A 14,446-nucleotide genomic window follows, 5' to 3' on the forward strand; every position below is an offset into this window, starting at 1 on the left:
TTTAACGCAGTTCGCAAAAACGCCAAGTCCCCAGGCTGCGCGGGGTTCGCGGGGAAATGGGCTGCAACGGTTTGACGCAAAATGACGCATTTTGTGCGACATTTTTTAGCACAGGGAAGCCATTACAGCAGATTCGGCTGGGAAAACCGCTTTTTCGGCTTCTTGGCGTCTAGTTTCTTTTTCAGGTCACGCCCAATACGCCGGCATTCCGGGCACCAGGAGCCATTCTGGATATTTGCCGGCTTGGCCTCCCATATGTGGCCTTCAATACATTGCCAGTTAAGCGGAGATATAAGATTAATATAGGTATCCGATAAGCAAACGCCACCATGTTTCTGAGCAATTTCTTGCATTTTTGAAATTCCTGCACGCACTTTTTCGAGAGAGCATACATGGCACCAATGCCCGCGTTGAACATGGATCGGTTTTGCTTGCCAGGTATGGCCCTTGGCACACTGCCAGGTCAAACGCGTTGCATTGTTCTTGTACGTCTCAGAAAGACAGTGTCCGCCACGCTGCCGTGCCATTTCCTGCATCTTCTCGATGCCTAATCGCTTACGATCAAAACTGCACGTAGGGCACCAGCTAGTAGTGACCGTTGCCGGCTTCGCCTGCCAAATATGACCGACCGCACACTGCCATTGCAGATGGGTGACAGCATCGATATAGGTCTGAGACAAACAATAACCACCTTTAGCGGCGGCCAGCGCGTGCATCGCTTCGATGTTGCCGCGCATGCTGTCGTAATAACACTGTTGACACCAGTTGCCGGCACGTATCTGCGATGCCGTAGCCTGCCAAGTGTGATTATGCGCGCAGCGCCAACGCAATTTTTCCAGATAAGGGACGGTGCGTTTTGACAGCAACTTTCCGCTCTTTTGTTGCGCCAAGTCCTGTAGTTCTTCCAGGCTTTGGCGTTGACTGTCACGGTAACAAGTTGGACACCAAGTACCGTGCTTTACACTATTGGGCGTAGCGCGCCACCGATGCAGGTGTGCGCATTGCCACTGAAGTCGCGTGTCGCTATTTAGGTAACTGTCCGACAAGCACAGGCCGCCGCGCTCTCGGGCGATCGCCTGCATTTCGTCAAGCGTCAATCGTCGCTGATTGTTTAACGCTTGTAGCGCTGGAGATAATAATTGTTTTGGGAGACTCATTAGCTGAAAATCGGGGGCAATAGTGATGCTGCTCGGAGACTGGACAGCTATGACGCTGTCGCGATACGCCGGACTAGCTGCGACCGCTATTCGGCATGGTCGAGATCAGCACGGCGCCGCAAGTGGTCTTGTGACCATCGAAGGCAACCGGGATGCCATCGATCAATACCTCGGGATCTCCCTCGGCGATCACGCATACTTGATGCCCTTGGATCGGGCAGATGCAGCGGTCCCCTTTACGTGCCACTTGCAGCCCCATCACCTTACTGTTCGGCGCCGCCGATACCACCTTGCCGCCGTGGCTGGTGGGATCGTTCAAACGGATAACACCACGCATGCTAAGTTCTCCTGCTCAATGCCAATGATGCTGTCTTACTTGGAATACCCTTGCGATCCAGGTGGTGCATCGTGACGGATGCCCCACCATGGCAGGTACGCATTATTTTCACCACGAGCGCGGAACCACGGCTTCTCTGGATCGATAGGACGGACCTTGGCCGGCGGCGTCACTAGTACCGCCGTGGAGTGCGCGACGTCGCTAGTGCCAGCGATCAGCACATTTTTGCCGAAATGGTTAGCGTAGGCGATGCCAAGGGCGACATTGGTCAAGGCGGTGCCGGCGCCCATCTCACCCAGCAGTGCAGGGGTGTTGAAGGTCTGCTTCGCGAAATCGAATTCCGGCAATTCGGTACTCAGTGTTTGAGCGAGATTACCGATACGGTCCGACGAATTGGGATTCGTGTTGTTAGCGTCGTGGATCACATAGCCGATATCGGTATCTTGCTTGCCGGCGTTGTGAGTGGCTGCATCTATCGTGGCTTTCCAGGCTTGCACAGTGCGGGGCGGCTTACCCTTTTCTGCGTTGAAGTCGGCCACATTCTTGGTGGCCGGATAGCCGATCCAGGCCAGCGCGGCACGCTCGGTGTTGTAAGTCGGGCCGGCCAGCACCAGGAGCACCATGTTTTCGTTGATCTGCTTATCCTTTGGGCGGCTTGGAGCATCCCAATTCATGGCCCAAACGGTTTCATTCGGATGCGCCTGTAGATAATCCAACGCTGCTGCTAATGAAGTAAAGCCGGCGTTCGGGCCACCCATCGTCACACGGACGTCCGGTGGGGTGTTACGGGTCCAGAGGGAGGGCGCATGTGTATTGCCAATCTCAAAACTGCTGGTGACATACTTGGCTAAAAATCCCCCGGCTTCGACCGGGTCAAGTTTCACCGCAGGTAGCGCATACTCGATATGAATACCGGCCAGCTCTCGCCACGTCGATTTGTCGCCAAGAGAGTGGACATTGTAAAAGTAGCGCGAGTCAGCGCCATAGTTGTCATGGAAAATATCAATCAATTCTTCGACATATTTATGGTGATACCCTTTGAAGGTTTCTTCCCCATCATTGCCCGCAGCAATTGAACCAATCGTCTGAAGCTTGGTAAATTTTTCTGGTTCTGCCTTCACCATATCGTCATGCTTATTCGGTTGCGCAAGCCCCAATGTCCACAATAATTGCCACTCAGTCGGATAGTCACGCCGCTGCAATGGGTTCAGCCATTGCACCCCGACGACTTGAGCCAGAAAGGGCTTCGATGATTCATTCGCTATCGGTGTAGCGGCATTCGCAGTGGCGACAATCGGTGTACTTGCGAACGCGGTCAACAATCCAAATGCAGCAACGGCAGCGAAGGCGGGAAAGGCAAGGAAGCGGGTCATAAGTTCTCCAACAGTCATAGGTTGCAGTGTGGCGGCATCGGCACGCCAAGTAAACCACAGTGCGATGACAATAGCGATCAGAAAGGCAAGGACCGTCCAGCCCAGCCGCTGGTTACGGGTGGCAATCAAAGTATTCAATGGTGCTCCCTTGGCTGAGGTTGTGGCGCGCTACGGGGACGCTGGCGCTTATCAACGATCTTGGTTGGCATGCTGCCTTCAGCGCTCGTTTTGGCCCATTCATACAAGGCTAACCCGTTAAGTTTGCCTTTTGAGAAATATTCTTTAAATACTTTGTTGGAATCGTCATCATCCAAACCATTGAGATAGCGCCAGTCCGCAGCTACTCTCAATTTCTTGAGATCCTTTTCCGGTATGTCACAACAGCCAATCGCCACATCATAAGCCAGCGCATTCTGTGCATGGACGCCATTGGTCATGATCGTTGAATGGTCAGTGGCGTGAGTGTCAAGATTGGCGGCCAGCGTGGTCTTGATCTGTTTGTTACGCCAGGCAGTATACTCAGGACTGGCACTGTCGGGATCGTCTTCAGCGGTGACTTTATCCCCATTTTTATACATATCCGCACGTTTGGCCTTCATACGAAGCAGCGCATGATATTCATAGCGCAGCCCGGCCTCGCTGTCCGTATTTCCTTCAGCGGCATCAGTGGTGCCATCTTCTCTTTTGTGATCGCCAGCAAATGGGTCGTTGGGGTCTTGCACGCGGCTTTTGTCGCGCGACGCACCAGGGGCATCATAGCCCTGGTCGAAATCAGTGGTCATCACGCCGAAACTCTTTGCTGTCGGTAAAAATTGCTTCGGTAGCGGTGGTGCTTCTATCGGTATCTTCCAGTCCTTGGGTGGCAACTCATTGACGCGCATACCTGACAGCTTCGTACCGATGATAGCGATAGGCGCAACTGCGACCGTAAGTATTTTCGCAAACACATTATGCTTGTTCGCGTCCAGCCCTTTGGCTACAGAATATTTGACGGGCGGCGATTCCGGCCACCAGAACTCCTGACTGCCGCGTTTGTCGCCCAGTTTTTTCCAATGGTCTTTCCAGTAGTCGTATTCCCCTGTTTTTCCGACTTCAAAACCTTGCGCAAATACGCGCTGGGTAAACACCCCGGCGCCACCTGATGCGGCGATTTCGTCCGCGCACATGCCACGCCAGCCGATACCTTGCACCGGACTTGAGGAAATGACTTGGTCATGCGGATTGCAATACAAGGTGACACGGCCATAGGTCGAGCTGTTATAACCATGGTCTTTGCGGTCGGCCTCGGCTGTAAAGCCGTGTCCCGCATTAGCCATGCGTTTGTCGATACGATCCGGTAATTGCTGTGCATCCTTTCGTACCTTGATGATGTCAAAAAACGCCTTCAATGTAGCTGTACGCGCTTCAAGAGTCTGACGACCTCTGCCGCCTTCACCGTCGTGCATATCGCCCTGGCTCCAGTTCTCGGCAAAATTCTTTTCCAGCAAGCTGTAGGGCGGATTGCACAACACATAATTATCGGCCACGCAGGGCGCGCTCTTGCCGCAACCATCGGTAGCCGGCGCCATACGATCACCAAGGAACGCCGCCGCCAGGCCGACCATATTTCCCTGACTGTGACAGACGATCGTGATAGGGACATCGGCCTGCTTTTTGCGCAATGACTCCACCAGTTTGGCTAGACGAAGTGCAGCCAGTACGTAGTATGGTCGCGGCGGGCAGGCATAAACGTTGCGGTCATTGGTAGGATTCATATGCTGTACGTGAATCCAAAGAAACAATTCTTCCGACAAGCCTTCGCCCCACAGATCGGGCAGAGAGGTGCAGCCGTTTGCGAAAGGGCCACCACCCCAATAATCTTGCTCGTTGACGTAGATGCCGTCGCCGTATTTTTGCAGCTCTTCTAGATTGGCTTTATAGCCCCAGCGAAAGCGGATCACTGGTGAAAATGTGTCGTCGCTATCGATAAAAGTATCGAACTTCGTGTTTGGATTGAGATAGCCATCAGCCGTCAGCTCGGGCATGTACTTGGTGGGTCGCAACTGTCCTGCTTCGGTAGTTGGAAAGAACAAATGTTCATCGCGCCGCTTGAGGCGATCATTGAGGCCCGCGCATATCCCTTCTTCCGCCTCCGAATACCATTCGCCATCTGAATTCACACCATGTACAAAGATCACGGTGCCTGGTAGCGGCAGTTGCTGGATGACGTCCAGGCAGCTATGGTTAAACAGCGTGATACCGCATTTCTGCCCCACCACCAGACAGCTGGGGTCATTCGCAGGAGAAGAGGCGGCGCTTTCCGGAGAGGTAGATATATCTGTCATCGTGCGTCCTGAAACGTAATAAGTGCTTGCGGTCTGGTCATGTGATGCGTCATGTGTTTAGGTGCCTTAAGAGCGCGGCGTAAAGAAAAATGCCTTGAGCTGTTGCAGGCCATCGGCAGCCACTTTGGTCCCCTTGCCGTCGCCACCGCTTTGGCCGGTAACTGGACCCGCATCAGGGCGTTCAACATGCAATTTCATGCCCTCGACCGGTTTGCCATCAGTCGGATTCAACAGCCGCGGTGTACGGCTCAGATCGCCTTCGCTGAATTTTGGCAGGTCGCCGCTGGCGCTGGCTGGACCGTTCCAGTTATGGCCGGCCGTCTTGACGGTCAATGCGCCAGGGCCGCCGATCTCGGGCGCGCCACCCTTGAGCTTGATGTAAGCGCCGCCGCTGGTCATGAGCGTGATTTCATCCGCCATCAGGATCAGGTGCTTGCTGGCCGTCATTTTGATGTCCGTTGCAGAATCGATCTGCATTTCGTCATGCTGGCTTTGCATCAGGAATTTGCCATAGTGGGCAATATGGGTGATGCCGTCCTGGTGCGCGAACACAGAGACACCTTTGCCCGCATTCAGATTGAAGCGCTGGCCGGCAGTGAATTGCAGGTGCTGCTGCGCCACGGTGTCGACGTTCTTGCCGCCATAGCTGACGATCGTCTTGGGCGTGCTGAAGGCAATGCCTTCCGGCGCCGTCACACTGATGGTCGGTTTGCCGCCCTGACCTTGCGGGGCGGTATTGCCGCCGCCAGCAGCGTTGCCGACATCGTCCTTGAGCGCGGCCTGCGGAGCGTCATCGAGCGCCAGCGCCTGGTGCTCAGCCGCATACTGGCCCAGCGATTTAAACAGGTCCAGGCAGTCCTGCATCAGCGCGATATGTTCTTCGCTGCTGAGCTGGTTGCCGCTGACGTCGAGCCGCTTCCAGGCCGATATGAGCAGAGATTTAGCAGTGCGAACGCTGCCACTTTCATTGGTGGCTAGCTCGAACCCGTCCCCGCGTGCCGTCGCTTTACCATTGCTGCGTGGGTGCGTCAGATAGCCCAGATTCAATTCCGTCGAGGCATGCCCACTCGCCAACTGCACAGAAATTTGCGCCGGGGTATCATCGATACGGAGCTGGTTTGCCCTCGTTCCCTGGACTTCCTTGCTGACGATGCCGGACAGGTAGCGGTCGCCCGGCAGACTGCTGGTGCGGCTGAAGCTGGGCGGCGGTGTAGTGCCGCCATGCACGGCACTGATGATAATCGGCTTGTCGGGATCGCCCCCGAGAAATCCCAAATGGCACAGAGTTCCTATTCGCGGCAGCGAGATCGCGCCCCATTGCGCGCCGGCCCAGGAGGTCGCCACCCGCACCCAGGCGGAGTCGTGCTCCGTGACGCCAGTGCTGGCCGCCTGCGGCGTCGCGCGTTCTTCAGGCCGGACACCAGGGAACCTTACCTTCACCCTACCGAGATTGTCGCAAAACACTTCCTCATTTTCTGGACCGACGACAACCACATCCAACGAATCGACACGCGGCAGATCGACGCGGGGATCGTAGGCCGGCACGATGGGAATGTCACGGCGCACACAAGTGAATTGATTGGTGTAACGGACGCCACGTTCGGCATTGGCCTGGCCCAGCGCCGAATCCTGGTTGCTGCTGCCGATGCCCCACTGGTTCAGCGCAAACAGGCGCTGCGCACGTTCGCCGATGGTATAGGGCAGATTGTTCTCTGCCTCGACCCACAGTTCCGTAATGATGAATTCGCGTTCCTTGGCTGGATGGCTGTCGATACCGGGGTGGCCGGTAACGGCAACCCATTCGCCGACGCACAGGTCGCGCACGCCGCTTTCGGCCTGGTAGCATTTTGTGCGGTATTCCTGACGCTGGATGCGCAAGGTGCCGAGGCTGGTGTAATCGGCAGCGCTGTCGCCGATGTGGGGAGCCTCAAGTAGCGTATCGTTGAGCGCATTGGCAAAGCGGTTGCCCAGCACGCCCTGGTCATTGGTGCCGAGCAGGTTAGCGCTGCTCATGCGCGCCGTCTTGTAATCCCAGCTCTGGCGGGTGACGTTGCTGGTGGTTAAGTTGCGCAGCTTATGCCAGGCGGTGATGCAGTCGCGCTGTTCGGTGCCATCGTCGCGATGGTAGCGCACTGACTTGGCGCTATTCTGTTTCAAGGACCAGGAGTCGTCGAACAGCACCAGGGTATGCCCTGGGGTCTTGTCGCTACCGGCGGCGCTGGATTGACCAGGCCGGAAAAACCACGACAGGCCGCGCCGCTTCCACAAACGACGCAGGAACGACGCATCGGATTCATTCCGCTGCAGCGTGAACTCTCGTTGTGGGTAGTTCCCCTTCAGGTTCGACAACTCGTAATCGAAAGCACGCGCCAGCACCGGATTTTTCTGGCGCCAGTCGCCGAGCATGATTTCCGTAATCTCGATTTCGCTCTTGTTGCGGAAAATGCGGGTATTGCAACTCTTTTCCATGATCGCCAGCGCGTCGCGGACGATCAGCTGGTAGCTGGCCAATCCGCCATCGGCTTCGCCCGCCACTACGCCATCGACAATGCCGCACACGGAGCGCATGCCGCCAGAGTCAGTGACGAATTGCAGTTCGACCGGCATCGCCATGAATTGCTTGGTTGGCAGATTGGCCTGCGTGGACACACACAGCAAATGATATTCGATGCCGCCGCAGATTCTTTCCACGCCGCGCACATGCTTGACCAGCAACGCATCATCAACAACGCCTTTTTCTTGCGACAGGCGCAGGCGGATTGGACGGTTGGCTTCGGTGAGTTTGGATAATCCAGACAGGTCTTGCAAGTTCATGCTTTAACTCCGGAGCAGACAAACGGGTAACACAGACAATGTCCGCGCAACTGGTAACACCGCAGTCAAGTGGCAAAGAAACAGAAAGAAAAATGGGATACACAATATTCAGAGTGGTAGGACCATACACAATTAAGCACTGTTGTGTAACTGTTAAAATTGTCAGGTATTGCTAGGGAATAACAGTACTACCACATGGCAATCTTACACCGACATAGACATGCAAAATTGCAAACAATTGTATCATCGCATGAGATGATATTTATTTCTTTATGGAAACTATTGTGGATTTTTACGTAATTGCCAAGTCGGCAATGTAAGCGGCGCACGATCCATATTCGTAATGGAGAGGCAGGGGAAGGGTAGAAAAACAGATGCTGTCATTATGTTGTCATTCTGGAGCCTAAATAGCCCCAAAACACCCCAATTAATGACAGCACTATATTTTTAAGTCTTTGATTTTAAACGTATTGTTGGTGTTGCGGCGGGAATCGAACCCGCCGCCGATAAGTTACATGCTATGTGCTGGCTCGTGTAGCTACAGGTTACTTCTTGGCCGAATGAGCACTACCCTTGGTAGCGGCTTGCGACAGTTGATCGACGGCGTTGTTGACATTACTTTCGATGGTTTCAACTGCTTGCTTGGTGCTCTTGGCCAACTGTTCGTAACCGTCGTTGGCGTTGCCGAGTACCGATTTGAAGAAAGCAACCGCGCCTTCTGCACCTGCCGGCACGTTTTTCGATGCTTGATCGACGAACTCAATAATTTTGCGTTTGGTTTCTGCAACTTGGGCTTCTGCAACCTGCGCCAGCTCGGCTTGTGTGCTGGAAGTGATGCCGGCGAAATGACGGCCATACGCGACGGCCTTTTCCGCGTTCGGTTGGGCCAGCGCTGCGCTCAGCGTGAAAAATTCTTGGGGATTTTTGGCTGCAAAGAGTTTCTGGGTAGTGGCGGTCGATTCTTCTATCGAAGCCTTGGCAGCGCTCAGGTTGAGGTCGATCAGCTTTTCCACGCCTGCAAATGCTTTGGTCGTGAAATCGGTATACAAAGCCAAATTAGCTTCAAAATTTGCTTTGGTGGCGGCTGAAAATTGTTCTGCAACGGTAGACATGGCTTCTCCAAGGATCGGTGTTGTTTGTAAACACGGGCAACATTAGTCGGATGATGAACGATGGCTAAAGACTAGCCATCGATTGCAGAGCGCCATTGATTGAAATGACGCATTGTGCGGCGCACAAATCTGATTGTAGATTTGTGCGGCCAGATGTCTAGCTGATAGTTTTGACAGTACCAACAGCACTATTGATTGAATGACAAAATCTTAGCAACCACTGAACAATTGCATTATTTTTTCAAAGTCGTGAATTGATTACTAAGAAATTACGAAATATATCGATAAGTATTTGATTTTATTGATATGTTGATACCTGTTGGCGGGACCAAGTCCCTCTTCTCTGATTCCCCGTAAGACCCTGTAAGCCACGTATTTCCTACGACGCAAAAAACCTGAGCTATTGCGGTATCCATCTCAAAAAATGTACGGCTGATGGCACAAGTGAGCCGGTTGAGATGAGAGGAGCTGCTCCTTGCGTGAGCGCCTAAGTTAGGCTGCGGTTTTTTTCGGCTACGCCGGCTTGAGAAAGCGCGGGCAGAGTCAGATATGCCTAGGTCTGGCGCCAGATTGCGATGGTGAATAGCGCAGCAGAGGCCAGGCAGGAAATCGTCCTGACGTGGTTCCAGTTGGCCCATACGCTGATATAGCTGCGCCAGATCTGGGTTGATTCCGGTTTGGCCGGATCAAGTTTTGCCAGTGCATCATTGAGCGGCACATTGCATGCCATCGTGACCAGGAGTCCCCCAGCAAGATAGACCAGGCTGCCCGCCAGCAGCCAACCGGCATGCGCATGTTGCCAGCGAAAAGCCGCAAAGACTAGCAGCACTGCGCAGACCAGCGCGGTGCCGAGAAACAAGGCAAGGAACAGCGGATTGAGCACAGTGATATTGATCGACTGCATTGCGGCAATTCCGTTGGAAGGATGGATGCGGGACAGGGCATTCATCACGAAATTGGAAAATGCGAAGAACAACCCGCCCAATAATCCACAAGCGACGGCCGCATAGAGTGAAATCGGAAACAACAGATTTTCAATGAAGGACATGTGAAGAACCCTGTTGATATAAAGTCAATGAGCGGCGGCGCAGCGTTGTATAGGCGCCTGGCTGAACCCCATCACTTTTGACGCAAGATGTCAATCAATGCAGGGCTGGCTCCAAACCGGCTGCGAAGCAGCACCAAATAATTGAAACTAGATCCCTAACCTATCTTAACGTTATCTTAATGTTGCTGAATTGTTCTCGCTTTATACTGGCCCCGTCATACTCCTGACGGTATCCCCATCCCTGATGTACCTTTAGCCCGCCACTGATAAGTTGGCGGGCATTTTTTTGTTCGCAGCACTGGGAGCTGACCTTGCTCCAGCATGGATTGCGGGATGACTATCAGAAGGATCAGGAGGTGCTCGGGTGCGCTGGACGCTGACGATACACTTGCCCGCCGCAGTGTTGTAACGGCAGCGCTGATGTGAACCCCTGCGGCTGGAGCGGGTAGGGGGAGGAATTTGATACGCTTGTATTTGGAACCGTTTTGATCCAAAATAGCATCATGAAGAAATTAACGCAGCACCAATCCTCCGAAAACCGCGCACCTGGTCGTCCTCGCGAGTTCGATATCGATACTGTTTTAGACCGCGCAATCGATGTTTTCCGTCAGCGCGGCTACCATGCGACTTCGATCAATGATCTGGTTGAGGGAATGGGTTTGACGCGCGGCAGCGTTTATAAGGCATTCACCGATAAGCGCAGCATTTTTTTTGCTGCATATGAACGCTATGCCGCTACCCGGGCGTTAGCCACGCAGCAGGCGCTTGGCCGAGCCGATTCCGGCCGCGCGAAAATACGGGCTCTGTTCGAATCCTATGTGCTGTTGTCTTCGGATGAAAATGGCATCAAAGGATGTCTGGTAGTGGCGGCTGCCACTGAGTTATCTGTAGTCGACAGCGAGATGGCCGAGCGCATTACAGGCGCTTTTGATCGCAACAGGCAGCTGTTGAAAAGCCTGATTCGAGACGGCAAGCGAGACGGATCGTTGAGTGAGCAAATAGATGAGCCCACCACTATCGAAGCGCTGCTTTGTCTCCTGCAAGGAATGCGTATCGTCGGCAAAACGGCACCTGACACGGACGTCATGAGCGGTGTCGTCAACGTTGCAATGAAAATGCTGGATTAAATTTTTTGATTAATTTGGATCATTTTGGTTCCTATTTTCTAAAAGGCTATTTTATGAACACATCTCTCCACTCAACCTTGTTCAAGCAGAGAGCGACCAGTCAAATTCCCCGTAAGCAAGGGCCGCTCAAGCAGTTCGTTGGCAGCTTGTGCCGCGCTGAGTACTGTGGCCTTGTCCCATGTCTTGTTGCATTACCGTGTTCCGCGGCTCAGGTGGAAAATCCATCGAAGCATCATGTTGACGGTGCTTTTCAGCCAGACGCTTTTTGGCAAACATTCCATCACGCTGAGATAACAGTCAATGGCATCAAGATCCATTATGTGGACGGCGGCACTGGCGCGCCGATTCTATTGATCCCAGGATGGCCGCAAAGCTGGTATGCGTGGCGCTTCATCATGCCGGCTCTGGCAGCATCCGGGCGTCGTGTTATCGCTATAGATCCGCGCGGCATGGGAGATTCAAGTCATCCCCTCGAGGGCTACGATCTGAAAACAGTGGCTAACGATGTACATCAATTTGTCGAAGCATTGGGACTTGCACACGATGGGCAGCTCTATGTAGCGGGACATGATGTCGGGGCGTGGATAGCGTATGCCTACGCTGCCGACTGGTCGGCGGATGTGAAGCGCCTGGTCGTTCTCGAAGCGGCTTTGCCTGGCATTACGCCTCCGGCTCCAGCCGGTGTGCCTTCGGATAATGCCAACACAAGAACCTGGCACTTTGGCTTCAATCGCCTCGATGATCTGCCTGAGATATTGGTGCAAGGTCACGAGCGTGCATATTTGTCTTGGATCTTCCAACAAAAAGCCACCAGAAACTGGGTCTTCACACCTGATGTGATAGATGAATACGTACGCGTCTTTATACAACCGGGCGGACCTCGCGCGGCATTCTCTTATTATCGGGTCGCCTTTAGTGATAGTGGACTCAAGCAAAACCGTCTGCGCGCTCAAACAAAATTGACAATGCCGGTGCTTGCGGTCGGTGGTCAGTTCGGCGTTGCAGACCTATTGACCAACACCATGAAAATCGTCGCAAACGATGTCACAGGAAAGCAGATCAATAACTGCGGACATTTCGTTCTGGAGGAATGTCCGAAGGAGGTTACTGAGGTACTTCAAGATTTTTTTCGAAATCGATAAAGGCTACGCTGCATCTTGCAGAGATGTTTAAGAGCCAAGGCTGATGTGGTTTGTAATGGTGGAGGCGGCGGGAATCGAACCCACGCCCGAGATGCAGTAAGTCAGATAGCCGCCATAAATTTGCTGCGCTGAATTACAGTGATTTATGGAACAGGACACGATGCTGTCCTTCGCCAGCATAATGCAGAACAACCGGGATGCCATTGATTTCACCCGATCCAGGAAGAAGAGTAAATCCTAGTTTGCGATGAAATGCGATAGAGCCGGTATTGACCGGAGATGTGATGCTCCGCATTTTTGTGCAGCCCTGGGCGCTGACCACCTTATAGAAATGTTCGTAGAGCATGCGGGCGAGGCCGCCGGCACGTGCGGCAGGACTCCCACCTAACCTAGGAACGTTTTCCTACTTAACTCACTAACTCGAAGTTTGTGCCAGTGGCACCCACCGCCTCAATAACACTCTTCAATCTTTCCGAAATAATGACCTTGATTGTCCATCCCCAAGGTCTGAATATATCCAGGTCATTTGTTGTACTCGGATCGACAAATAATTTACTAATCATCTTGTACTGTCCGACTTTATCCGGTCTCTGGGTATTACCTGGTTCCCATTTTTCAAACTCAGATCGTGACTCGTCAACGCACGTCGCGCTATTGAGAATATTCAGGATGAATACCTCCTCATTAAAGCCATCAACATGCACAGGAATGAGCTGTATTTGATTTCCAACATGATTAAGCAGTGCACTTGCCATCTTTGGGCGCACATAGGGAATATCGAATGCACCGAAACTGGCTTCAGTCACTATATCGCCATAGGTAGTTGACGCCGCAAGTGTGGTATATGGAGGCTCAACAACTTGGCATTTTCTAAAAGCCCACGAATTTACTACCTCACCATTAGGAAGATGCGGCTCTCCTATAAACCAACAACCATCAAACTTCGAATCGAATTGCCATTTAAAATATTTCATCATTTGGGATGGCCGCGATAGGCGAGAAATTGAGGTGTGAGAAATTTTTCCTATCTGTACAACTTCACTCTCGTGCGGCGCACTTCAAAGAGACGAAATTATCAGCTCCCTTATATGTGCGATCGAGTAAAAATCTGGAAAAGTGTGTGATCGTTGCTTGCATTTCGAAAGGAAAAAATATTGCTGGCGAGATGCCGATTTTCACAATTTATCCAAGCCTACGTTATGCGATCGTAGATTTCATATCTCTTGAATGGTCATGCAGCCAACGATTAATTGCCATATTTTATGGTTCTATAAATGACCAAAAAATCGTCTTCGGGCGAAGCAATTTTGATTGCAGCGATTTTTTTAATCGCTACATCGGGTTTCCCTCGCTACTGTTCAAGAGCGAGAAATCGCCGACAACAGCACACCAGCCCCAACGAAGGCGCCGCCCGATACCTGATTAACCAGCTTCAGCCGCCGCGCGCTGCTGAGCCAGCCTGACAACCGGGCGCCGCCGCTGGCATAGGCGAATTGCCAGCACGCTTCAACCACGAAAAACGTCGCCGACAGGATGGCTAGCTGGGGGCCTTGGGACAGCTTGGCGTCTATGAATTGCGGAAACAAGGCGGCGAAGAAAATGAACGCCTTCGGATTGCTCAAGGCCACCCAGAAGCCGGTGCGAAACATTGTCCAGGGCTGGTGCTTGCCGCTGCTTTCGGGGCTTTCTTGCAATTGCTGCGGCATGGTGCGCCAGGTTTTGATGCCCAGGTAGACAAGGTAGGCGGCGCCGGCATATTTCACGATCGAGAATAGTTTTTCCGAGGTCGCCAGCAAGACACCCAGGCCGGCGACCGAGCAGATCATGATCAGTCCCAGTCCGCACATCAGTCCGAGGCAGGTTGCAACCGTGCGCCGCACGCCATGATGGATGCCATGGGTCATGGCCAGCAGCATATTAGGGCCCGGCGTGGCCGAAATGAAGAATACGGTAGTGACGAATAGCAGCCAGGTCTTGAGGAGCACGGTATTTCTCCGATAGGGATTTTTGAG

11 protein-coding genes and 1 pseudogene are annotated in these 14,446 nt (G+C 53.1%); 2 read left to right on the top strand and 10 right to left on the bottom strand.

The features are described from left to right. Positions 1–122: 122 nt before the first annotated feature. From BCF11_RS27635 to BCF11_RS17135, 7 genes are all read right to left on the bottom strand, one after another. Positions 123–1,157, bottom strand: a complete 1,035-nt coding sequence (locus BCF11_RS27635) for a hypothetical protein (RefSeq protein ID WP_143751361.1) — start codon at positions 1,155–1,157, stop codon at positions 123–125. Between the two features lie 73 nt (positions 1,158–1,230). Beyond that, positions 1,231–1,494, bottom strand: coding sequence for a PAAR domain-containing protein (locus BCF11_RS17110; RefSeq protein WP_098495808.1), 264 nt, complete (start codon positions 1,492–1,494; stop codon positions 1,231–1,233). Positions 1,495–1,529: 35 nt separating this feature from the next. Further along, complete coding sequence (locus tag BCF11_RS17115) at positions 1,530–3,005, bottom strand: virulence factor (protein ID WP_098495809.1); 1,476 nt, start codon at positions 3,003–3,005, stop codon at positions 1,530–1,532. Beyond that, the gene (locus tag BCF11_RS17120; RefSeq protein WP_098495810.1) at positions 3,002–5,191 is read right to left on the bottom strand and encodes a hypothetical protein; all 2,190 of its coding nucleotides are present in this window, start codon (positions 5,189–5,191) and stop codon (positions 3,002–3,004) included. The genes BCF11_RS17115 and BCF11_RS17120 overlap by 4 nt, the downstream gene beginning before the upstream one ends. A gap of 66 nt (positions 5,192–5,257) precedes the next feature. Then, positions 5,258–8,005, bottom strand: a complete 2,748-nt coding sequence (locus BCF11_RS17125; protein ID WP_098495811.1) for a type VI secretion system Vgr family protein — start codon at positions 8,003–8,005, stop codon at positions 5,258–5,260. A gap of 545 nt (positions 8,006–8,550) precedes the next feature. Then, positions 8,551–9,117 carry a phasin family protein gene (locus BCF11_RS17130; protein ID WP_098495812.1) on the bottom strand — a complete coding sequence of 189 codons (567 nt, stop codon included), beginning with the start codon at positions 9,115–9,117 and terminating at the stop codon, positions 8,551–8,553. A gap of 553 nt (positions 9,118–9,670) precedes the next feature. Beyond that, a complete protein-coding gene (locus tag BCF11_RS17135; protein ID WP_098495813.1) occupies positions 9,671–10,165 on the bottom strand; it encodes a DUF1772 domain-containing protein in 495 nt (164 codons plus the stop codon). 503 nt (positions 10,166–10,668) lie between these two features. On the opposite strand from BCF11_RS17135, the gene BCF11_RS17140 reads away from it, so the two are divergent. Together BCF11_RS17140 and BCF11_RS17145 are read left to right on the top strand one after the other, a co-directional pair. Next, positions 10,669–11,292 (top strand): TetR/AcrR family transcriptional regulator, encoded by a 624-nt coding sequence (locus tag BCF11_RS17140; protein WP_098497545.1) that lies wholly within the window; start codon positions 10,669–10,671, stop codon positions 11,290–11,292. 5 nt (positions 11,293–11,297) lie between these two features. Beyond that, the gene (locus BCF11_RS17145) at positions 11,298–12,434 is read left to right on the top strand and encodes an alpha/beta fold hydrolase (protein ID WP_233212516.1); all 1,137 of its coding nucleotides are present in this window, start codon (positions 11,298–11,300) and stop codon (positions 12,432–12,434) included. Positions 12,435–12,567: 133 nt separating this feature from the next. On the opposite strand, the pseudogene BCF11_RS17150 reads toward BCF11_RS17145, so the two are convergent. The 3 genes and pseudogenes from BCF11_RS17150 to BCF11_RS17160 all read right to left on the bottom strand — a co-directional run. Beyond that, positions 12,568–12,801 (bottom strand): annotated as a pseudogene (locus BCF11_RS17150) (N-acetyltransferase family protein); the annotation flags it as partial. A gap of 40 nt (positions 12,802–12,841) precedes the next feature. Further along, on the bottom strand, positions 12,842–13,411 hold the full coding sequence (locus BCF11_RS17155; RefSeq protein ID WP_143751362.1) for an imm11 family protein: 570 nt from the start codon (positions 13,409–13,411) through the stop codon (positions 12,842–12,844). 381 nt (positions 13,412–13,792) lie between these two features. Continuing rightward, entirely contained in the window at positions 13,793–14,419 is a 627-nt protein-coding gene (locus BCF11_RS17160; protein WP_098495815.1) for a LysE family translocator, read from the bottom strand. Positions 14,420–14,446 lie beyond the last annotated feature (27 nt).

The organism is Collimonas sp. PA-H2 (assembly GCF_002564105.1).
GTDB lineage: Bacteria > Pseudomonadota > Gammaproteobacteria > Burkholderiales > Burkholderiaceae_D > Collimonas.